Origin of the sequence: Mycobacterium europaeum (assembly GCF_034555895.2) — a bacterium.
In the GTDB taxonomy this organism is placed as follows: Bacteria; Actinomycetota; Actinomycetes; order Mycobacteriales; family Mycobacteriaceae; genus Mycobacterium; species Mycobacterium europaeum.
Window position 1 is genome coordinate 970381 of record NZ_CP157315.1, and the last position, 19923, is coordinate 990303.

Here is a 19923-nt window from a genome sequence, read left to right on the forward strand (position 1 = left end):
ACATGCAGGAGAGCAATCGCGATGGAACGTCGTCTGTGAGCCGGGTAGCCGTGGTGACGGGCGGTGCCTCGGGTATGGGCGAAGCCACCTGTCACGAACTGGGCCGGCGCGGACACAGGGTCGCCGTCCTCGACGTCAACGAGCAAGCGGCGCAACGTGTCACCGAAGATCTGCGTGCCGAGGGCGTCACCGCGATCGGCGTAGGCGCCGACGTCACCGACCGGCCCGCGCTGGAGCAGGCTTTCGCGAAGACCCGCAGCGAGTTGGGTCCGGTCACGGTGTTGGTGACCAGCGCCGGGCTGTTCGGATTCTCGGCCTTCGCCGACATCACCGCCGAGTCGTGGGCGCGGATCATCGACGTCAACCTGACCGGCACGTTCCATTGCTGCCAACTCGCGCTCCCGGACATGGTCGACGCCAAATGGGGCAGGATCGTGATGATCTCGTCGTCGAGCGCTCAACGCGGCTCACCGTTCGCCGCTCATTACGCGGCGGCCAAAGGCGGGGTGATCACGTTGACCAAGTCGCTGGCCCGCGAATACGCCCCGCACGGAATCACGATCAACAACATCCCGCCGTCGGGCATCGAAACGCCGATGCAGCACCAGGGCCAGGCCGCCGGCTATCTGCCGCCCAACGAGCAGATCGCCGCCAACATCCCGTTGGGTTACCTGGGCACGGGGGCCGACGTCGCCGCGGCGGTCGGGTTTCTGTGCTCGGAGGAAGCCAGGTTCATCACGGGCCAGGTCTTGGGCGTCAACGGCGGCGCCGTGTTGTGACGTCGATCAGGAGGTTTCTATGACCCGATCAGGCAGGCCCCCGGAGGGGTCCTGGACCGAACACTATCCCGAGCTGGGCACCGGCCCAGTGTCGTTCGGCGACTCCACGTCGCCGGAGTTCTACGAACTCGAACGCGAAGCGATCTTCAAACGCGCCTGGCTGAACGTCGCCCGGGTGGAGGAGCTGCCTCGCGCCGGCAGCTACCTGACCAAAGAGATCGAGGTGGCCCGCACTTCGGTCATCGTGGTGAAGGGGCGAGACGAGCGCATCCGGGCCTTCTGCAACGTCTGCCGCCACCGGGGAAACAAGCTGGTGTGGAACGACTTTCCCGCCCAGGAGACGCGGGGCACCTGCCGCCAGTTCACCTGCAAGTACCACGGGTGGCGCTACGACCTCGAGGGTGCCCTGACATTCGTGCAGCAGGAATCCGAATTCTTCGACCTCGACCCGTCCGAGTATGGACTGCGACCCGTGCACTGTGACGTCTGGAACGGGTTCATCTTCATCAACCTCGACGCCGAACCGCGGCAGAGCTTGCGCGAATTCCTGGGGCCCATGGTCACCGGGCTCGACGGTTACCCGTTCGGCAAGTTGACCGAACGTTACGAGTGGGTGGCACATAACAACAGCAACTGGAAGATCTTCGCCGACGCGTTTCAGGAGTACTACCACGTACCCTCGCTGCATCCCCAACAAGTGCCCCCCGACGTGCGCGACCCCAACGCCGGATTCACCTGTGGGCACTTCCAACTCGACGGTCCGCACCGACTCGTGTCGACCGCCGGCCGGCGACGGTGGCTGCTGCCGCCGGAGTACATGTATCCGATCGAGCGCGCCACCCAGAGCGGGCTGGTCGGGCCGTGGCGCACGCCGGATATCGGAGACCTACCTCCCGGCCTCAACCCGGGCGGCATCGAGCCCTGGGGCATCAGCAATTTCCAGATCTTCCCCAACATCGAGATATTGATCTACGGCGGCTGGTACCTGCTCTACCGCTATTGGCCCACCTCGCACAACACCCATCGCTTCGAGGCCTACACCTACTTTCACCCCGCCCGCAGCGTGCGGGAACGCATCGAACACGAAGTGGCGTCGGTAGTGCTCAAGGAATTCGCGCTGCAGGACGCGGGGATGCTCGGTGGTACACAGGCCGCGCTGGAGTACGGGATCGTCGACGACTTCCCCCTCAACGACCAAGAGATCCTGGTGCGCCATCTGCACAAGGTCGTCGCCGACTGGGTCGATGCCTACCGCAGCGAACACGCTCCGGCGCCGGCGGGGAGTTGATCGCATGCCAGATGCCATGCTGCCCAGCGCATTCAGCGAACTCGAGAAGTTCGCCCCACGGTGGTGCCTGGCTACCGAAACCGAACGCTGGAACGCCAGGATCACCAGCACGATGCCCGAGATGCACGAGTTCTACGACGCGTTCTTCCCGCGCCTCGAAGAGGCCATCGAATACTGCGACAAGTTCCCACTGGACAACGTGCCCGACGACGCGCTGAACCTGCTGCGCATGATCTATTCGTTGATCATGGTGGCAATGGCCGTGGAGATCATGCATCAACCCGCGCCCGTCAGCGCCGCCGACGCGGTCATGATCCGCACCGTCGAGCCGGTGCCCTGACGGCGGCCTCCAACATCATGGCCAGAAAGGACAGACCATGGGTCTGCTCACCATCAACAAGCTCACCGCGTCCGTCGGCGCGGAAGTCACCGGCCTCGATCCGGCCCGGCTGGCCTCCGGCGACCCGGTCGGTCAGGCGATCCTGGATGCGTTGGAGGACAACGGAGTTCTGGTCCTCCGCGGTCTGCACCTCGACCCAGAGATCCAGGTCGATTTCTGTCGTCTACTGGGTGAGGTCGACCATTCCGCCGACGGCCATCACCCGGTCGCCGGAATTTATCCCATCTCGCTGAACCCGGCCAAGAACTCCTCGGCGGAGATCTTGAAGGCCACGTTCGACTGGCACATCGATGGCTGCACGCCGCTCGGCGACGAGTGCCCGCAGAAGGCCACCGTCCTGTCGGCCGTGCACGTCGCCGAATGGGGCGGCGAAACGGAATTCGCCAACTCCTATGCCGCCTACGACGAACTGACCGCCGAGGAGAAGGACCGCTTCGGGGCGCTCCGCGTCGTGCACTCCCTGGAAGCCTCGCAGCGGCGCGTCCACCCAGACCCCACGCCAGAACAGCTGGCCCGCTGGCGATCCCGGCGCACGCACGAGCACCCGTTGGTGTGGACGCACCGCAGCGGCCGCAAGTCGCTGGTGCTGGGCGCTTCGGCCGACTACGTGGTGGGCATGGATCTCGAGGAGGGCCGAACGCTGCTCGAGGCGTTACTCGCGCGGGCCACCGGAGCGGACAAGGTGTACAGCCACCACTGGGCGGTGGGGGACACCGTCATCTGGGACAACCGCGGGGTGCTCCACCGCGCGGCCCCATACGATCCCACCTCACAGCGGGAGATGCTGCGCACGACCGTGCTCGGCGATGAACCGATCCGATAGCACCAAACCGGTCCGTCGTGCGCGCCGGCTATGGCACGGTTGGCAGGTGCTGAGATACGCGCTGACCGTCGCGGCAACCGTCCTGGGCGGCGCCGCGGCCATCCCGTTCGCCCCGCCGGCCGCCGCGGACCAGGACAACTACGTGGCCTTCCTGTCCCCGTCACGCAACATCAGCTGCGAGATCAACTATCAGCGTCGCGGCATCCCCGACGAGACATTCTGCTTCACCCTGGCGCCGCCGGCTTCGGTAAGCATGGACACCGCTGGAACCCTCTCCCGCTGCACGGGCGAAAGCTGCCTGGCCAATCCGGCGGAGGGCACCCCGATCCTCGGTTATGGCCAGACGCGGGGAGCCGGCCCGTTCACGTGCCGGTCGGAGAGCGGTGGGGTGACGTGCACGGTGGCCTCGGGGCGCGGCTTCACCGTCTCGAGTTCGGGAATCGCTCCGGTCGGGTGACGGCTGCGCGCGCAGCCCCGGGCCTGGCCTCACCGCCTACTGTTGTGCCGCCTTCGCCCGTGGACGTTGGGCGATCGGCGCGCTTTCCGCCGACCCGGTGCCCTCTTTGGGTAGCAACCACCACACCATCGGGTATGCGGTGGCAAAGCCGAGCCACATCCCGGCCCACATGACAAGCCAGAACGCCATGGAGGCGGGGGAGTAACCCAACACGAATGCGACGAGCAGCATGGAGGCCCCCATGCCCACGTCGAACGCGACGATCGCGAGAACCGAGATGCGCGAGGCCGCCCACAAGCGCTGCCGCGCCGACCGGCTCCGGTCGGTCACCGACAGCGAGTGATACTCGAATGCGATCAGCAGCGGCAGCGCAAAAGCCGCGATCAGCAACATCATCGGCCACACGCCCTGGCCGGCGATCGTCATACCGGTCCACATCACCAACGGCATGGCGATCATGTGGCCGACGAATGAGACGGCCCCGCCCGGAATGGTCTGCACGGCCGCCGTGGCCGGCAGCCCGAGCGAGGGCGGGCAACCGTGTTGTTGCTGCCAGTGTCGGGTGGCCGGCCGGGCCCAGCGGTAGTAGGCCCACCAGGCCAGCGGACCGGCGTAGATGGCGGTGATCGGCCAGACTGCCTCCATGGCACGCAGCGGCTGCCGATAACCACCCACGTAGATATCCGCGAGCATGGCAGCGGCCAGGAGCGCGCCGAGGCCCGTCACGATCCAGGCTAGAAGCGTCACCCACTCGGGTGCGGGCATAGACATCATGATGTTGGTCCTTCCTGTGTCGGTGGGAGTCTGAATCCCGTTGGAATGCGGGTGAACTCGATCTGCGTCGTGGTCATGCCGGTTCAGGCGACGCCCTGCTGGGCGAGCAGGGTCTCTGCGAGCCGGGCGATCTCGTCCGCGCAGCCCCACGACAGGGTGACGCCCGCGCCGCCGTGTCCGTAGTTGTGCACGATCCGGGTGCCGGGTTCGATCTGCAGCCGCACGCCGCCTTCGCGGAAGGGCCGCAGCCCCACCCGCACCGGGTCGGCGGCGTCCAGTCGGGCTTCGCGCAGAATCGGTAGGAATTCCCTGCAGCGTTCGAGCATCTGCTGCAGCGGCGCATAACTATCCAGCCGAAGGTCGGTGTTGTACTCACCGGGTTCGACCAGGCCGCCGAGCAATAGCCGGTTGGCCCCGCGGGGAACGATGAAGACCATGTCTTGGTCGTCGGTCCTCGTATCGTTGGCCACTGCGTGGGCGGCGGTCACGCGGGCCATGCGGCTGCCGTCGTTGATCACCCGCAGCAGCGCGCCACGGTGGGAAACCATGCTGGTGTCGCCGGCCAGTTCGCGCGCTCCCAGCCCCGAGCAGTTGACGATCAGCTCGGCACCGTACTCGGCCAGCAGTTCGTCTTCCCGCTCGGCGAGCCGCCCCCGAATGGCGCGCCGACCGACGGTGACGCCCGCGGCCTCGGCCTGGCCGGCCAGCCAGGCCATATACCAGTCGGTATCGATGGTGGGTGCCAGGTACGAATAGGCGTCCACCACCCCGGCGCGCGGGCTGACGCCGTAGGCGGCAATCAATTCGGGGTCGTGCACGAACCCGGGAACGAAGCGTCCGACCTCGGTCATCTTCGTCAGCTCAGCCGGGTCCTCGTCGACCGGACGAGAGAAGTAGAAGACCGCCGGGCGCAGGCTGACGCCGGTGCGCGGGTCCGCGGCGAGCCGGGCGAAGCGAATGTAGGAGTACCTCGCCCACTCGGCGGAACGGCCCAACACGGCCTCATCGTGGTGGCGGCCGCACACCGATGGCGGCCATTCCCACAAGGCTCCGGCCACCGTCGACACCGTGTCGACGCCGAACCGGTCGGCGATGACGACGACGCGCCAGCCTCGTCGGGCCAACACCAGCGCGGTGGTCCACCCGCTCACCCCGGCCCCGATCACCAGCGCGCCCGGCTGGTCCGCGCGCGCCGTCATGAGCGCGCCTCCCGCCGGTTGTCGGCATGGGCGTAGCGAAACTGCTTCGGGCATTTGGACAGAACAGAATTCATGGATCTCTCGTTTCTGGATCGGAGCGCCCCGCGAATCTGCGCGCGGCGAGAGTAAGGACGGCGGCGACCGGCCGACGGGGGAACCCACGACGGCTCGGCGCTGACCGATCAGATACGAGCGATGCAGAAGCGGGTCAAGATATTTCGACCCGAGCGGTGAAAGACGGAGCCGTCAGGTCGAGGCGGCCCCCGCGGCGCCGGGACCACCGGTGAAGCCAGTGAACCGGCCAAGACCAATGCCGAGACGACCAGGGCCAGTGCCACCAAATGGATTGTCGAGCACGCCTGTGCCACATGTTTGCAGGTCTGGTCCAGCGGCGAGCATGAGCCGCCCATCGGCGCCGGGTGCGCAAGCGTGGCCGCTCGCGGCCCGGCGGCGGCCGCCGGGAGGGACCGCGTTCCGGTAGCCGTCGCGCTCGCGGCCGGCAGGTGGCATCCCGCCGCGACACCCAGCGCCCAGAACAGGGCCACGACTGCGGTGGTGTAGCGCAGCCACTGGCTGGTGTGGGAGGTCTGCGTGCGCATAACAGTGGCGATGCTATCACCCCCCGGGGGTATATGTCAGTGACTGCGCCCAGCCGAGGAGTATGCACCTGAGCTCTCGGCAATTTAGCTTGGTACAACACGCTTTTTCGAACCGCAGGAAACTGCTTGCCCGCTATTGCGCTCGCTCCCGGTACCCTAACGGGGTATCTTCAAGCGGAAGGGGGTCATCCGCCCCGGGCTTCGATCATCGCCGAGCGATTGACCTTTGTTGCCGCGGTGCGGGGAATGGCATCGACGAACTCGACGGTCTTGGGGGCCTTGTAGTGGGCGAGCCGGGTCTTGGCGTAGTCGATCACCTGCTCTTCGGTGAGCGCCGCGCCGTCGGCGAGCTGCACCACGGCGTGCACCCGGCGTCCCCATTGCGGGTCGGCGAGGCCGATGACGACGACGTCGGCGATGCCGGGATGGCCGGCCATCGCCGACTCCACTTCGGCCGGGAACACATTCGCGCCGCCGGTGACGATCATGTCGACGCGCCGGTCGACGATGTAGAGGTAGCCGTCCTCGTCCAGGTAGCCGATGTCGCCGGCGGAGCGGAAGCCGTCTTCGGTCGACGGCAGCGGCGGCGCACCCCCGACATAGCGTGAGCCCGCGCTCATCGGTGCGCGCAGATAGATCTCGCCGTGCTCACCGGGGCCCAGCTGGTGTGTTCCGGCGTCGAGGATCCGGATCTCGGTGTCGCGGAAACCGCGGCCGACGCTGCCCGGATGAGCCAGCCACTCATCGCCCCGCAAGGCGGTGAGGCCCAGGTTCTCCGTCATCCCGTATGCCGACACGATCTGCTCCGGGCTCAGCAGCTCGAACCAGGTGTGCATGAGCGATGGGGGCATCACGGCGGCGCCCTGCAGGATGAACACGATGCTGGACAGGTCCCGCTGTCGGACGTCCGGCCGGGCCGCAATACGCGCCAGCATCGTGGGCGTGGCGGTGAAGTTCGTGATCCGAAAGCGCTCGACCACATCCAAAACCAATGCTGCGTCGAATTTTTGGAGTATGACCAGATGGTCACCGGCCAGCAGGAAGAAGAAGGTGGCGAAGCCGTTGGTGTGGTACATCGGCGCGGGCACCATGATGGTCTGCGGCTGGGCCACCGGCGTCCAGTTCGACAGGAACGGCTCGCCGTGCTGGGGGGTCCAGAGCGACGGCGCCAGGCTGAGGATCACCTTCGGCACGCCGGTCGAACCGCTGCTGCAGATGCCGTTGACATTGGGGGAGACGGCCACGGGCAGGGCGTCGGCGGGCTCGGCCGCCGCCTGCGACTCCAGGCGCCAGCGACTCGCCTCGTCGACGACCACCGCGGGGTTGATCACCTCGCGCACCCTGTCGCGCTCCCATTCGGGCAGGTCCCAGTGCATGGGCACGGGTACGGCGCCGATCTTCCAGCAGCCCAGCGTGGCCAGCACGAGGTGCTCGGAGTTTGGGATCGCCAGTGCGACAAGGGAACCCGTCGCGGCGCCGTGGGCGGCCAGCGCCCGGCCCCACTGGTTGGCGCGGGCGTCGAGTTCACCGAAGGTCAGCGATTGTGTGGTGCCGTCGAGCGCGACGACGGTGACCCCGAAGTCATCCGGGCGCCGCTCGGCGAGTTCTTGCAGTTTGACGCCGAACGGGATTCCGTCGGCTAACGGGTTGGCCGTCACCTCGTCCGCGGCGGGTTTGGTCACGCCGATACCGGCCCGCTGAACAGCGTTTCCAGCGAGCCGTCCCGCACGTCGGGGATCAAACGCAACGCGAGCGCCTCGGCGCCCAACGGCAGGCGGATCAAGGGCTGGGTATGCCGGTCGAGCACGCTGATGTCGGACTCATCGCAGAAACCCAGGGCGCCGAGCAGTTGGTGGGCGGTGCGTAGCACCTGCCGCGCCGTCTCGGATGCCTTGAGCCGAAGAACGAGTGCGTCCGCCGAATGGACCTGTATGGGCAGCGATTCCGGCCGGCACACGGTGAACTTCGCCAATTCGTACAGTCCGCGCACGGCGACGGCGGCCTCCGCGACGGCGAACCTGACGGCCTGAAAATCTGCCAGCGGTTTACCGAACTGAATGCGGGCGCGCACGTGATCGGTGACGATGTGCAGCGCCTGCTGCACCGATCCCAGAATCCGCCATGATCCCAGCACGAGATGAAGGTTAACGTCACTTGCCGGAATGGTGCCATGGGGTTCCCCGAGGGAAGCGGGCACCAGGAAGGGGCCGAGTTTGGCGGCGGTCCGCTTCGCCGGCGTCGGGCGGTAGCGGGTGCCGTTCAGGTCGGCGGCGATCCATTCACCGGGCAGGTCGCCGTGGTCGATCCGCGGCGCCTCGGGGTTGACCAGGACAAGACGAGCCCCGTCGACTGCCAACAACTCTTCGACAAGGGGGTAAGGCAACGCGGTCGCGCCGGCGGCCCGGCACAGCACGGCTGCGGCCAGCAGGTCGTCGGGCACCGAGCGGACATCGAGGTCGAACGCGCCGACCTCGCTCAGGGCCGTCCGGGCGGCGTCCCGGACGCCGTCGTCGGTCTCGGCGCGCAACGCCGCCTGTGGGCCGCCCAGACGGGCGAATCGCTTGGCCGCGACCGCGGCGAAGTCGTTGATGTCTTGTGGTAGATCGGTTTTCATCGGTGTTCTCCCAACACGTCCCGGGCCACCAACATCTTCTGTACTTCGATGGTGCCCGACGCCACGGTGGCCGCTTGGGCATAGCGCCAATGGTCCTCGATCGCCCCGTGCAGCGCCGCGCCGGAGCCGCTGTCCAGTGCGATCGGACCCAGCACGTCGAAAAGCAGTTCGGCGACCTGCTGGTCGCACGTGGTGGTGGCGATGCGGGCCGCGCTGGCCGCCGCGCCCGCCGCCGGATCATCCTGCAGAGACACCGCGCGATAGGCCAGCAGCCGGGCCACCCGGAGGTCGACGAGCGCCCGCACCCACCGCGATCGCAGCGACTCGGGCAGCGTGTCCCAGTCGTCGCCGAGTTGGGCGCGCATCCGCTCGAGCAGCGACTCGCACCGCGCGTAACGGGCGATGCCGACGCGCTCGAACGCCAGCGCTTCGCGCATCACCCGCCAGCCGTCGCCGACCTCGCCGAGGACGTCGCCGGGAAACGCCGGTACGCCGTCCAAGAACATCTCGTTGAGGTGGTGCGGCCCCAGCATCGATCCGATGGGCCGGACGGTGAAGCCGGGCCGGTCCATCGGGATCAGGAACAGGGTGAGCCGCTTGGGCTTTGGCGCCTCGGGATCGGTGCACGCCGCCAGCACACACCACGACGCCATCAGCGCGTACGACGTCCACACCTTCTGGCCGGTGATGCGCCAGCCGTCCCCGTCCCGGACGGCGCGGGTGCGTAACGAGGCGAGGTCGGTGCCGGCCTCCGGCTCGGAGAAGCCCTGACACCAGATCACGTCACCGGCGGCGATGGCCGCCAGGTGCTTGGCCTTCTGTTCGGCTGTTCCGTAACGCATCAGTGCCGGGCCCACCCAGTTGATGCCCATGTATTGCGGGCCGCGGGGCTCGTGCTGCGCCCACATCTCCTCGCGCAGCACGGTCTGCTGCCACACCGAACCGCCGCCGCCCCCATGCTCTTTCGGCCACGCCAGCGCCAGTAGACCCTCCGCGGCGAGCAGCTTGCAGAACGTTTCGGTGGTGGCGAGATCCCGCGGGTTCTCGGTGCAGGCCCCGAGGAAGTCGGCGGGAATGTGGTTGGCCACCAACTCTCGCAGGTGTTTGCGCAACTCCGCGGCATCGTCCCCGAGGTCGTAATCCATCGTCGTCATCCCTTCGGCAGCCCGAGCACCCGCTCGGCGATGATGTTGCGCTGGACCTCCGATGTTCCGCCGTAGATGGTCGCGGCCAGCGCGTCCTGGCGTTCGAAGAGCAGGTCTGGGTCGCTAAGCGATTGCATTCCCGCGGTGGCGGCGGCCAGCTCCCAAACGCGCTGCAAGGTAACCGATCCGAGCAGCTTCATGGTGTCGGCTTCGGGGCTCGGTCGCCCCGCGAGTTCGTTGCCCAGGGCGCGGTATCCGGTGGCCCGCAACGCTTCCGCGTCGGCGAGCAGGGAACCGAGCTCGGTGCAGGTATCCGCCGTCGGCTGCGCTCGGCGTACCGCGTCGAGGCCGCGCTTGATCTCGACCCAGTTCATGATCCAGATCATCTGGCGTTCGTGGTGCAGCGAGGACAGCGCGACGTTCCACCCGCCGTGCAGCGGCCCCAGGAGGTTGTCGGCGGGCACCTCGACATCGTCGAGGAAGACCTCGCAAAACGTCTCGTCGGAGATTGACGCCATCCGGATGGGCTCGATGCGCACCCCGGGGGAGTGCAGGTCGAGGATGAGGCAGGAAATGCCGCGGTGTTTCGGCGCCTCCGGATCGGTGCGCGCATACAGGGTGCACCACCGCGACTCGTGCGCTTGGGTGGTCCAGATCTTGTGTCCGGTCACCCGGAAGACGTCCCCGTCCCGCTCGGCCCGCGTGCGCAGCCCGGCGAAATCCGATCCCGCTTCCGGCTCGGACATGCCGAGGGCCCACCATTCGTCACCGCGCAGCAGCGGTACCAGCAGGCGGTCGACCTGGGCGGGCGTGCCGAATTGCCGGATGCCGGGTGCGGCGACGTTGGGGCCGGCGATGTTGGGCAGCTTGGGCGCCGACCGCAGCGCCGCCTCGATCCTGACTTCCATCGCGTCCCGCAACCCCAGGGACCGGCCGCCGTGCTCCCGCGGCCAGGTCGGCTGGATCCATCCGGCCTCGAACGCGGCGCGCTGGTAGTCCCGCCGCAGTTTCAGGTCCCAGCGGTATTGCCGATAGTTGGCGTAATAGTCCTTCGGCAGGAAATCGGTCAGCCAGGCACCGAATTCCTCGGTGGGCGAGATCATTTCGCGCTTCCCGCGAAGCGGCGACCTACCTCGTGGTAGAGCGCCCGGCTGTCTCCCAGCATCGCGCCGGCCTGCCATGCGTGCCGGACGTAGAGGTGGGCGTCGTGCTCCCAGGTCTGCCCGAGCGCACCGTGCACCTGGACCGCGGTTCTGGCGCAGTTGACGGCCGCATCGCCCGCCGCCGCCTTGGCGAGTGCCGCGCTGGTCCAGGCGGCGGCCGGGGACGTGGTCGGATCGGCCAGCCGGGCGGCCGCGGCGTAGGTGAGGCTGCGCGCGCGCTCCAAGCCGACGTAGTTGTCGGCGAGCGCGTGTTTGATTCCCTGGAACGCGCCGATCGGCGCGCCGAACTGGCGGCGCGTCTTCGCGTGTTCGACGGCGCGGTGCAGGGCGGCGCCGGCCACGCCGACCAAATCAGCGGCCACTGCCACCAACGGCCGCGTCAAGGCAGTTTCGCTATCGACGGGCGCGATGGCCACCGGCTCGGCGTCGACCTCCACGTCCGCAAGCGGTTGCGCGGGGTCGGTCGACTCGCCCGCGATCACGGTCACCCCGTCGCCGCAGCGAACGGCCGCCACCACCGTGCCGTCGGGGGCGGTGTCCGTCCGCGCCAGCGTGACGAGCAGATCGGCCCGGGACAGGTTGGGGACCGCGACCGCCCGACCCCGCAGCCGTCCGCCGTGCAGCGCCATCGGCGCACCGGCCAGCCGGGATCCCCTGGCATGCACCGCCAACGTGGCGACGGCTCCGCCCGCGATCTCGGCGAGGACCGCGTCCAGGCCGGCAGGCCGCAGTGCGCCGGCGGCCAGGCCGACACTGCTCAGCAGCGGAATCGGTGCCAGTGCGGCGCCGCATTCCTCGAGCACCACCGCGAGCTCGACCGGCCCGTAGTCGCCGGCCTCGGCGAGTTCCGTCCAACCGAGGTCGACAACCGTCTTCCACAGCGCGCGCCAGCGTTCCGGATCCGTGAACGCTTGCCGGGCTGCATCGGCCGGGCACTCCGTGCGCAGGATGTCGCGCACAGTGTCGCGCAGCGACAGCTGGTCCGCGTTCAGTCCGACATCCATAAGACCCCTAACATAATAAAAATAGTAAACTAGCGGCCCGGTTGGCAATCGCACGGCAACATACGCATAGGTGGGTGCATGGTCGAGTGGTATTTGTTCCTGCCGCAGGTGCGGCTGTCGACGGCCGACATCGTGGAACGGGCGCGCCGCGCCGAGGCCAGTGGCTTCGACGGCATCGCGTTCATCGACCACCTCGAGGCGCCCGGTCTGCCCGACGAAAGCATCTGGGAGGCAATGGGCATCGCCGGCTGGGTGGCTGCCAAAACCGAGCGGCTGCGGATCGGACACCTGGTGCTGTGCGACGCATTCCGCCACCCCGCCGTGCTGGCCAAGCAAGCCGTCACCCTGTCGGACGTATCGCAGGGCAGATTCGAGCTGGGTCTGGGCGCGGGGTCCTGGCCCGCGGAATTCGCCAGATTCGAGGTGGGCCAGCAGGATCCGGTGGCCAGGGTGGAGCAACTCGGGCACCACCTCGACTTGATCAGACGGTACTGGGGCGACGATCCGCAGGGCGGTCCCGTTCCGCAAGCCCCCCGGCGGTCGCATCCGATACCGCTGGTCCTGGGCGGCACCGGGCCCAGGATGATGGAACTCGTTCGCAGGCACGCGGATTGGTGGAACGTGCCGGCCAACCACCTCGACAAGTTGCCCAAGCTGGCGCCCGCCGCGGGGACGGCCCGGGTGTCGGTCCAGCAGATGGTCGGGTTTGTCCGGGCGGGCGGCGACCCGGACAAGGTGCGCGAGGTCAGCGCGCGGCGATTCGGCAACCTCGGGTCGGGGCTGGTGTGCGGCGACGCCGGCGAGCTGATCGCACACTTCACCGGCCTGGCCGCCCAGCGGGTCGAGCGGTTCTACGTGTGGTTCGCCGACTTCGCCGTCCCCGATTCCCTGCAGGAATTCGGCGAGACGGTGATCAAGACGTTCCCCGCCGCCGGCGACGGGCCTCCGTAGGCACCACCGGTGGCCGGGCGTACGGCCCGCGCTGCACCGCGCTCAGCCGGATCTCCGGCAGATCCACCGACGGGTCGACGGTGTCCAGCCAGGCGACCGCGTCCGCCACTTCCGAGACCCGAATCGCGTACATCTCGAAAGGAACGTCCTGCAGCATCTCGGTTTCCACCGGGCCGGGTGTGACGATGTGGACGCTGATGCCGTCGCGGTCGACTTCGGCCGCCAGGGCTCGTGCGAATGCGTTCATGCCGGCCTTCGATGCGGAGTAGGCGGTCCGCGCCATCATCGGTTCGTGTGCCGCCGACGAGGAGATGAACACGAACCGCGAACCCGGGCGCATCCGTGGCAGCGCGGCGGCGGTCACCACGAAGCACGAATCCAGGTTGGCCGAGATGATGGTTCGCCATTGTTCGAACGTCTGCTTGCGCGCGTAGGTTCCGCCCAGCGTGCCCGCGGCGTGGACGACGAGGTCGATCGTCTCCAATGCGCTTGTCGCAGCGGCGAACTCCTCCGGGTCCGACGCGTCGGCCACGACGTGGCGGGCACCGATCTCCTCGGCGGCCGCACGCAACGGCGCCTCGCGCCGCGCCGCCAGCACTACGTCGTAACCCAGCTCGACCAGCTTGCGGCCGCACCCCTTGCCGATCCCGCCGCTGCCGCCGGTGACCAATGCGGTTCTCAACGGCCGCCGCTTACGGTTGCCGGAAATCCCGCGTCCGCGACAAGGCTTGCGGCGACAACGCGTGGATCCGTTGATCGGAACGATCGGAGAGCACGTAGGTCTGGGTGTCCGCCAGGTGGCGACCGGCGATGCGGCGCGCCCGGTCGACGTCACCCTCCGCGATGGTCTCGGTCAGCTTGACGTGCGTGCTGAGCACCGCGCGGCGTTGGGCCAACGAGGGGTAGGTACCGCGCGCCGCGCTCTCGTCCGCCCACTGCTGTTCGTGGCTGGTCCACAGCGTCTCCAAGCTGCCGACCACCGCGATGATGGTGTGATTACCGCAGCCACGCACCACCAGATCGTGGAATTCCCGGCCGATTTCGGTGAACAGCCCACCGTCCTCGATGTTCTCGGCCATGGACTCGTTGAGCCGGTTGAGCTCCGGCACCAAGGTGTCCGCCCGGTCCGGTCGCCGCGCGGCCAGGGCGGCGCACGCGGGCTCGAGTTCCTGCAACGCCATGCCGAGGTCGGCGACCGCCACGGACTCGCTCTGCAACAACAACCCCAGCATGTACGCGGCGCTGGTCTTCGCCGGGGCGTGCACGACGGCCCCGCCGCGGTTACCCCGCCGGACCGAAACCAGGCCCTCGGTTTCCAGGATCCGCAGCGCTTCGCGCAGCGAAACCAGGCTCACGTTGAACTGGTCGACGAGCACCTCTTGGCGCGGCAACAGATCGCCGTCGGCGAGCTCGCCGTTGATGATCTGGCGGCGCAACTCGTCGGCTACGATTTCTGCGATCCGCGGCGCCGACAATCGGCGACGGGCGTCCTGCCCAATTCCCAAGGCGGTCATCCGATCCTCGATGCAAAGCAACTCGCTGGCTTAGCTATTTTAGCAGTAATGGTATAAATAGCTTCTTCGATCGCGCGTCGGTCGGGAGGGCGGGTACAAGTGAGCGAGCGGTCCGAAAGCCGGCCCACACCGCTGCGTGACCTGCGTGTCGTAGAGATCAGCGACCGGATAGCCGGCGACTACTGTGGGAAGCTGCTGGCCGATGCCGGGGCGGAAGTATGCAAAGTCGAACCGCGGCAAGGGGATTGGCTCCGGCGGTACTCCGCCACCGGGTCGGTGATCGGCGACGGGGCGAGTTCGCCGTTTTTCGCCTACCTCAACTCCGGTAAGCGCAGCACCACGCACCCCGCAGCCTCCAAGCGTCTTTCCGCCTTGCTGGCCGCCGCGGACGTCGTGCTGGTCACGGCCGGTCGGGCCCGGGCGGCGGCCCTGGGTGTCGACCCGCAGCGGCTGCTGGCAGCCTCCCCGGGCGCCGTCATCGTCACGATCTCCGACTTCGGGTGGACCGGACCGTACGCCGACCGGGCCGCCAGCGAGTTCACGCTGCAGGCGTGGGCGGGCTCGCCGGGCTTCCGGGGCGATCCCGCCGGACCTCCGATCTCCATCGGCGGCGACCTGGGGGAGTACATGGGCGGCGTGTACGCCGCGTTCGGGGCGCTGGCCGTGCGCCGCCGCGTCGAGCGCGGCGGCCCCGGTGAGCACCTGGATCTGTCCATGCTGGAGGCGATCACCGCCATGCAGAGCAGCGAATGGCTGCACTCCCAGCTGCTGCGGGTGCCGCCGATCCGCCGCACCCTCGAAGTGCCCTCGATCGAGCCCGCCAAAGACGGCTACGTCGGGATCACCATGGTCACCGGCCAGCAATGGCTGGACTTCGTCGCGATGGTCGAATGTCCACAGCTCGAGGAGATCGAGCAGCTGCGGTTCCAGATCGGCCGGTGGGCCTACCGCGACCTGATCCGCGAACAGATCCGCCCCTGGCTGGCCGAACGGACGGTCGAGGAGATCGTCGAACTCGGCCAACTGTTCCGGCTGCCCATCGCGGCGCTGGGTAACGGCTCCACGATCCGGGATATGGAGTACGTGACCCAGCGCGGGGCCTTCGTTCGCAACCCCGCCGGCTTTCACCAGCCCCGGCCGCCGTGGCTGATGTCGGCGTGCGCGCCAGCGCCGACCGGGGCAACCCCCGCTCTCGGCGGGGCCAACGATGAGACCCCTTGGCCGCCAAGGACGCCCGGGGAGGGCCCGGCTCCGCGCACGTTACCCCTGGCCGGCGTGCGCATCGTCGACCTGACCGCGTTCTGGGCCGGTCCCGCGGCAACCCATCTGCTGGCCGCGTTCGGCGCCGACGTCGTCAAGGTGGAATCCATCCAGCGACCCGATGGGATCCGCTATTCGGGTGGCATGCGCACGGATGTCGACGATTGGTGGGAGTACGGCTGGGTGTTCCACGCCATGAACACCAACAAGCGTTCGGTCACGCTCGATTTGGGCTCCGAAGACGGGCGCCGCCTGTTCACCGAGCTGGCCGCCGGCGCCGACGTGGTCATCGAAAACTTCTCCCCACGGGTGATGGACCATTTCGGCCTGACCGCCGACATGCTGCTGAACGTCAACCCCGAACTCGTGGTTGCCCGCATGCCCGCGTTCGGGCTCGACGGGCCGTGGCGGGACCGGGTCGGATTCGCCCCCACCATGGAGCAGATCGCCGGACTGGCCTGGGTGACCGGGCTGCCCGACGCGCCGCCGGTGACCCCGCGGGGGGCCTGTGATCCGCTGGCCGGCGTGCACGCCGCGTTCGCCGTGCTGGCTGCGCTGAACTTCGCCGACCGGACCGGATCGGGGCAGCTCGTCGAGTTGCCGATGCTCGAAACGGTGCTGAACGCCACCGCGATCCAGGCGATCGAATCCGAGGTCTTCGGCGTGACGCTGACCCGACGGGGCAACCGCGGGCACGGCGACGCGATCCAGAACATCTACCGGTGCGCCGGCCAGGACAACTGGATCGCGGTCACCGTGCGCGACGATCGGCAGTGGCGTGCGCTGGTCGAGCTGATGGGTCGACCGGCCTGGTGCGACGAGGAGCTCTCCACCGTCGCGGCACGGCGGCACAGGGCCGACGACGTCGATCGCCGGCTGGCGGAGTGGTTCGCCGACCTGCCCCTCGACGCGACGGTGGAGCAATTGGCCGGCGCAGGCATTCCCGCCGCGCCGGTGGTTTCGCCGTCATTGGTCACCGATAACCCTCAGCTGCGGCACCGCGGATTCTTGCAGACCCTGCACCACCCCAGCACCGGTGCGGGCCTTTATCCCTGCCCTCCGTTCGCCCGGCTGGCCGGCCAGGACAACTGGCTGCTGCGGCCACCGCCGCGATTGGGCGAGCACAATGAAGACGTACTGCGCGATCGGTGCGGGCTGACCGACGACGAACTGACGCGCCTCGCAACCAGTGGGGTGATCGGGACCCGACCCAAGGGCCTGTGAGAAGTGGAGGGCATCTGATGCGCGTGACAGTCGACGAAAACCTTTGTGAGGCCAACGGTTTCTGCGAATCGCTGGCGCCGGACGTCTTCGAACTCGGGGACGAGGACGTGGTGCAGATCGCGGACGGCCCCGTGCCACCGCGGCTCGAGATCGACGTGCGCGCCGCGGTGGATCAGTGTCCCAAGGCCGCGCTGCGGCTGATCGACTAGCGCTCGGTCACCGAAATCGGCATCGCGTCGTAGATCGACATATTGGTGGTCAGGTTCGGGTAAGCCACCCGTGCCGGGCCGATTTCGATGTCGTCGCAGCGCAACAGCAACTCGTCGAAGACCGCGCGGAGCTCCGCGCGGGCCAGCATGGCGCCCAGGCAATGATGCGGCCCGCCGCCCCCGAAGGCGACGTGCGGGTTGGGTTGACGGCCGACGTCGAACGTGAACGGTGAGGGGAAGACCTCCTCGTCGCGGTTCGCCGATCGCAGCATCGACACCACCCGTTCCCCCTGCGCGATGTGCTGGCCGTCCATCTCCACATCGATCTTCGCGGTGCGCGTCCAGTACGCGACCGGTGAGGCCCAGCGCAGCACCTCCTCGATGGCACTGGGCCGCAGCGCTTCCTGCTCGCGATAGCGCTCCATCTGGTCCGGATTCGCCATGAACGCCTGCAGCCCGATCGCCAGCGCGTTCTTGGTGGTGTCGCTGCCGGCGAACGCCAGCACGAAGAAGAAGAACTCGAGTTCGTTGGCGGGCAGGCTGAACTGCTCGCCGTCTGCGCCGGTGATCACCGCGGTCGCCAGCGTGCTCCAAATGTCATCGGTGGGGTTGCGCCGCTTCTCTGCGGTCAGCTCCATCGCGTAACTGAACACCGATGCGAAGAGGTCGAGCTCTGCCCGCCCGCTCGGGCCCGCCTCCGGCGCAAGCACCTTCAGGATGCGGTCGAAGATGTCGAATATCCGCGGCCGGTCCTCGTCCGGGATGCCGAGGATGTCGCCGATCACCGTCATCGGTAGTGCGTCGGCGACGTCCTCGATCCAGTCCCCGCCGCCCTTGGCGAGCAGCGCATCGATCATTCGCGCCGCACGCGCCCGGATGCCGTCCTCCAACTTGGCGATCGCCCGCGGATTGAACGCGTTGGAGATGAGTTTGCGGCGCTTGTTCAGGTCCGGCGGGTCCATCGTGATGATCGTCGGGGACGCCGAGAACATGGCTACCGGCTGGATGAGCGGGCCGTCGGCCGCGGTGAACGACTCGGTGTCGCGGTGCAGGCGGACCGCGTGCCGGTGTTTGGTCGCCACCCAGAAATCACGGTGCACGGTCTGGGCCACGCCCGGGGTCAGGCCGTGGCGGAAGATCGGCCGGCTGCTCCGTAACTCCGCGAACAGTTCGTCGGGAAAGCCGTTGCGCCACAGGGCGAAGTCGGAAAGGTCCACCGCCGCAGCCGTCATGCGATACCCCAGTTCTGCCAGGGCGCGTTAGCGCCGCGTTGACGTTCAATGCTTAAAATAGTAAAAATAGACCTTGTCGTCGAACCTTGGTGAGTGAAGGGCGGCCCGGTTGCGCTCGGCTCGCCTTGGTCTGGGCGGGATATGGAGAGCTGGTGACGCATACAATTTCGGACCCGGCGTCGGATTCGGCCGGAGACCCCTCGGAACGCGAGTTCGGTTCGGCCGGCATCGCGCTGTCGAGCTACCGGTTCCCGACGGGCTGGTTCATCGTGGCCTTCGGCTCCGAGGTGGCCGCCGGCGCCGTCAAGCGGGCGCACTACTTCGGTGAAGAGCTGGTCATCTTCCGCACCGAGACCGGCCGGGTGCACGTGATGGACGCCTATTGCCAGCACCTGGGCGCCAACCTTGGCGTCGGCGGCACCGTGGAGGGCGAGAACATCGTCTGCCCCTGGCACGGCTGGCAATGGCGCGGCGACGGCAGCAACGCGGTGATCCCCTACAGCAAGATCGGCTGCAAGAACAACGTCCGCATCCGCACCTACCCCAGCATGGAGTGGTACGGCTTCATCCTCGCGTGGCACGAGCGGCACGGCCGCGCGCCGTACTGGCAGCCGCCGGTGCTGCCCGAGCTGGAGACCAACGAGTACTACCCGTTGCACCCGCACACCCAGATGCTCAACCGGGTGAAGGTGCACCCGCAGATGATCATCGAGAACGCCGCCGACCCGTACCACGTGCAATACGTGCACAAGGCCGCCAATCCGGCGACCACCGCGTCGTTCGAGGTGTCCGGGTACCACTTGCACGCCACCGTCAACGCGCATTTCGGCGGTGGCCGCGCGTCGACCTGGCTGACCCCCAACGGGCCGGTCGACGCCAAGATCATCTACGACAACTACTCGCTGGGACTGGGGGTCGTCCGCTTCCCCAGCGAATTGGTGGCCACGGTCCAGGTCACGGGGCAGACGCCGGTCGACGAGGACTACACCGATTACTTCTACACCCAGGCTTCCGTCCGCGAGCCCGGCGACACGGGCGACGTGCCGACCGGTCGCGCAGCGAAATTCCTGGCGCTGCAACAGGAAGTCATCAAACAAGACTTCTTCACGTGGGAGAACATGAAGTACCTGGAGAAGCCGAACCTGGCTCCCGAAGAGGCCCACGACTATGCCGCCCTGCGCCGGTGGGCGCACCGCTTCTACCCGGGCGCGCAGCCCTCGCCGTCCGACTTCGGCTACACCGCCGACGGTCAGCCGGACCCGGCGGCCGCGAAAGCCTGAGCGGAAGC

At 68.0% G+C, this 19923-nt stretch carries 20 protein-coding genes and 1 pseudogene; 9 read left to right on the forward strand and 12 right to left on the reverse strand.

Annotation, left to right across the window (positions count from 1 at the left end):
* The first annotated feature begins 2 nt into the window (after positions 1–2).
* Genes U8D42_RS04730 through U8D42_RS04750 form a run of 5 tightly spaced genes read left to right on the forward strand, consistent with a single transcriptional unit; the run spans position 3 to position 3747 of the window.
* The gene (locus tag U8D42_RS04730; protein ID WP_322859057.1) at positions 3–779 is read left to right on the forward strand and encodes an SDR family NAD(P)-dependent oxidoreductase; all 777 of its coding nucleotides are present in this window, start codon (positions 3–5) and stop codon (positions 777–779) included.
* 19 nt (positions 780–798) lie between these two features.
* A complete protein-coding gene (locus U8D42_RS04735; protein WP_322859056.1) occupies positions 799–2067 on the forward strand; it encodes an aromatic ring-hydroxylating oxygenase subunit alpha in 1269 nt (422 codons plus the stop codon).
* A gap of 4 nt (positions 2068–2071) precedes the next feature.
* Positions 2072–2407: a hypothetical protein gene (locus U8D42_RS04740; RefSeq protein WP_322859055.1), complete on the forward strand. Its 336-nt coding sequence runs from the start codon at positions 2072–2074 to the stop codon at positions 2405–2407.
* 37 nt (positions 2408–2444) lie between these two features.
* Positions 2445–3290, forward strand: coding sequence for a TauD/TfdA dioxygenase family protein (locus U8D42_RS04745; protein ID WP_322859054.1), 846 nt, complete (start codon positions 2445–2447; stop codon positions 3288–3290).
* The gene (locus tag U8D42_RS04750; protein WP_244275201.1) at positions 3274–3747 is read left to right on the forward strand and encodes a hypothetical protein; all 474 of its coding nucleotides are present in this window, start codon (positions 3274–3276) and stop codon (positions 3745–3747) included. The genes U8D42_RS04745 and U8D42_RS04750 overlap by 17 nt, the downstream gene beginning before the upstream one ends.
* 36 nt (positions 3748–3783) lie before the next feature.
* Here the strand turns inward: U8D42_RS04750 and U8D42_RS04755 are convergent, their stop codons facing one another.
* From U8D42_RS04755 to U8D42_RS04790, 9 genes and pseudogenes are all read right to left on the reverse strand, one after another.
* Positions 3784–4512, reverse strand: a complete 729-nt coding sequence (locus U8D42_RS04755) for a DUF4396 domain-containing protein (protein ID WP_322859053.1) — start codon at positions 4510–4512, stop codon at positions 3784–3786.
* 92 nt (positions 4513–4604) lie between these two features.
* Positions 4605–5720: an FAD-dependent oxidoreductase gene (locus tag U8D42_RS04760; protein WP_085239125.1), complete on the reverse strand. Its 1116-nt coding sequence runs from the start codon at positions 5718–5720 to the stop codon at positions 4605–4607.
* A 182-nt stretch (positions 5721–5902) separates the two neighbouring features.
* Entirely contained in the window at positions 5903–6319 is a 417-nt protein-coding gene (locus tag U8D42_RS04765; protein WP_322859052.1) for a hypothetical protein, read from the reverse strand.
* A 185-nt stretch (positions 6320–6504) separates the two neighbouring features.
* The gene (locus U8D42_RS04770; RefSeq protein ID WP_322859051.1) at positions 6505–8001 is read right to left on the reverse strand and encodes a class I adenylate-forming enzyme family protein; all 1497 of its coding nucleotides are present in this window, start codon (positions 7999–8001) and stop codon (positions 6505–6507) included.
* A complete protein-coding gene (locus U8D42_RS04775) occupies positions 7998–8933 on the reverse strand; it encodes an acyl-CoA dehydrogenase family protein (protein ID WP_085239123.1) in 936 nt (311 codons plus the stop codon). The genes U8D42_RS04770 and U8D42_RS04775 overlap by 4 nt, the downstream gene beginning before the upstream one ends.
* On the reverse strand, positions 8930–10087 hold the full coding sequence (locus U8D42_RS04780) for an acyl-CoA dehydrogenase family protein (protein WP_322859050.1): 1158 nt from the start codon (positions 10085–10087) through the stop codon (positions 8930–8932). Before U8D42_RS04780 ends, U8D42_RS04775 begins: the two co-directional genes overlap by 4 nt.
* Positions 10084–10596, reverse strand: a complete 513-nt coding sequence (locus U8D42_RS29330; protein WP_431523856.1) for an acyl-CoA dehydrogenase family protein — start codon at positions 10594–10596, stop codon at positions 10084–10086. Before U8D42_RS29330 ends, U8D42_RS04780 begins: the two co-directional genes overlap by 4 nt.
* A gap of 9 nt (positions 10597–10605) precedes the next feature.
* Positions 10606–11259: pseudogene (locus U8D42_RS29335) on the reverse strand (acyl-CoA dehydrogenase family protein); the annotation flags it as partial.
* Complete coding sequence (locus tag U8D42_RS04790) at positions 11178–12245, reverse strand: acyl-CoA dehydrogenase family protein (protein ID WP_085239121.1); 1068 nt, start codon at positions 12243–12245, stop codon at positions 11178–11180. The pseudogene U8D42_RS29335 and the gene U8D42_RS04790, both read right to left, overlap by 82 nt.
* A gap of 78 nt (positions 12246–12323) precedes the next feature.
* Here U8D42_RS04790 and U8D42_RS04795 point away from each other — a divergent pair, with 78 nt between their 5' ends.
* The gene (locus tag U8D42_RS04795) at positions 12324–13196 is read left to right on the forward strand and encodes an LLM class flavin-dependent oxidoreductase (RefSeq protein WP_322859049.1); all 873 of its coding nucleotides are present in this window, start codon (positions 12324–12326) and stop codon (positions 13194–13196) included.
* On the opposite strand, the gene U8D42_RS04800 is transcribed toward U8D42_RS04795, so the two are convergent.
* Positions 13159–13878, reverse strand: a complete 720-nt coding sequence (locus U8D42_RS04800; protein ID WP_322859048.1) for an SDR family oxidoreductase — start codon at positions 13876–13878, stop codon at positions 13159–13161. The two genes, U8D42_RS04795 and U8D42_RS04800, sit on opposite strands and share 38 nt — an antisense overlap.
* A 10-nt stretch (positions 13879–13888) precedes the next feature.
* Positions 13889–14710: a FadR/GntR family transcriptional regulator gene (locus U8D42_RS04805; protein WP_085239118.1), complete on the reverse strand. Its 822-nt coding sequence runs from the start codon at positions 14708–14710 to the stop codon at positions 13889–13891.
* A gap of 99 nt (positions 14711–14809) precedes the next feature.
* Here U8D42_RS04805 and U8D42_RS04810 point away from each other — a divergent pair, with 99 nt between their 5' ends.
* Both U8D42_RS04810 and U8D42_RS04815 read left to right on the forward strand, forming a co-directional pair.
* Positions 14810–17194, forward strand: a complete 2385-nt coding sequence (locus tag U8D42_RS04810; protein ID WP_322859047.1) for a CaiB/BaiF CoA-transferase family protein — start codon at positions 14810–14812, stop codon at positions 17192–17194.
* A gap of 17 nt (positions 17195–17211) precedes the next feature.
* Positions 17212–17403, forward strand: a complete 192-nt coding sequence (locus tag U8D42_RS04815) for a ferredoxin (protein ID WP_067947112.1) — start codon at positions 17212–17214, stop codon at positions 17401–17403.
* Here U8D42_RS04815 and U8D42_RS04820 read toward each other — a convergent pair.
* A complete protein-coding gene (locus tag U8D42_RS04820; protein ID WP_322859046.1) occupies positions 17400–18635 on the reverse strand; it encodes a cytochrome P450 in 1236 nt (411 codons plus the stop codon). The genes U8D42_RS04815 and U8D42_RS04820 overlap by 4 nt on opposite strands.
* A gap of 152 nt (positions 18636–18787) precedes the next feature.
* Between U8D42_RS04820 and U8D42_RS04825 the strand changes: the two genes are divergently transcribed.
* Positions 18788–19915 (forward strand): aromatic ring-hydroxylating oxygenase subunit alpha, encoded by a 1128-nt coding sequence (locus U8D42_RS04825; RefSeq protein ID WP_090420820.1) that lies wholly within the window; start codon positions 18788–18790, stop codon positions 19913–19915.
* Positions 19916–19923 lie beyond the last annotated feature (8 nt).

What these genes read in the sequence shown, in the direction of transcription:
- U8D42_RS04815 (WP_067947112.1), top strand. Translation starts at nt 17,212, where the DNA reads ATGCGCGTGACAGTCGACGAAAACCTTTGTGAGGCCAACGGTTTCTGC.
- U8D42_RS04775 (WP_085239123.1), bottom strand. Translation starts at nt 8,933, where the DNA reads ATGAAAACCGATCTACCACAAGACATCAACGACTTCGCCGCGGTCGCG.
- U8D42_RS04790 (WP_085239121.1), bottom strand. Translation starts at nt 12,245, where the DNA reads ATGGATGTCGGACTGAACGCGGACCAGCTGTCGCTGCGCGACACTGTG.
- U8D42_RS04795 (WP_322859049.1), top strand. Translation starts at nt 12,324, where the DNA reads ATGGTCGAGTGGTATTTGTTCCTGCCGCAGGTGCGGCTGTCGACGGCC.
- U8D42_RS04780 (WP_322859050.1), bottom strand. Translation starts at nt 10,087, where the DNA reads ATGACGACGATGGATTACGACCTCGGGGACGATGCCGCGGAGTTGCGC.
- U8D42_RS04765 (WP_322859052.1), bottom strand. Translation starts at nt 6,319, where the DNA reads ATGCGCACGCAGACCTCCCACACCAGCCAGTGGCTGCGCTACACCACC.
- U8D42_RS04730 (WP_322859057.1), top strand. Translation starts at nt 3, where the DNA reads ATGCAGGAGAGCAATCGCGATGGAACGTCGTCTGTGAGCCGGGTAGCC.
- U8D42_RS04750 (WP_244275201.1), top strand. Translation starts at nt 3,274, where the DNA reads ATGAACCGATCCGATAGCACCAAACCGGTCCGTCGTGCGCGCCGGCTA.
- U8D42_RS04735 (WP_322859056.1), top strand. Translation starts at nt 799, where the DNA reads ATGACCCGATCAGGCAGGCCCCCGGAGGGGTCCTGGACCGAACACTAT.
- U8D42_RS04745 (WP_322859054.1), top strand. Translation starts at nt 2,445, where the DNA reads ATGGGTCTGCTCACCATCAACAAGCTCACCGCGTCCGTCGGCGCGGAA.
- U8D42_RS29330 (WP_431523856.1), bottom strand. Translation starts at nt 10,596, where the DNA reads ATGGCGTCAATCTCCGACGAGACGTTTTGCGAGGTCTTCCTCGACGAT.
- U8D42_RS04805 (WP_085239118.1), bottom strand. Translation starts at nt 14,710, where the DNA reads ATGACCGCCTTGGGAATTGGGCAGGACGCCCGTCGCCGATTGTCGGCG.
- U8D42_RS04755 (WP_322859053.1), bottom strand. Translation starts at nt 4,512, where the DNA reads ATGCCCGCACCCGAGTGGGTGACGCTTCTAGCCTGGATCGTGACGGGC.
- U8D42_RS04740 (WP_322859055.1), top strand. Translation starts at nt 2,072, where the DNA reads ATGCCAGATGCCATGCTGCCCAGCGCATTCAGCGAACTCGAGAAGTTC.
- U8D42_RS04760 (WP_085239125.1), bottom strand. Translation starts at nt 5,720, where the DNA reads ATGACGGCGCGCGCGGACCAGCCGGGCGCGCTGGTGATCGGGGCCGGG.
- U8D42_RS04820 (WP_322859046.1), bottom strand. Translation starts at nt 18,635, where the DNA reads ATGACGGCTGCGGCGGTGGACCTTTCCGACTTCGCCCTGTGGCGCAAC.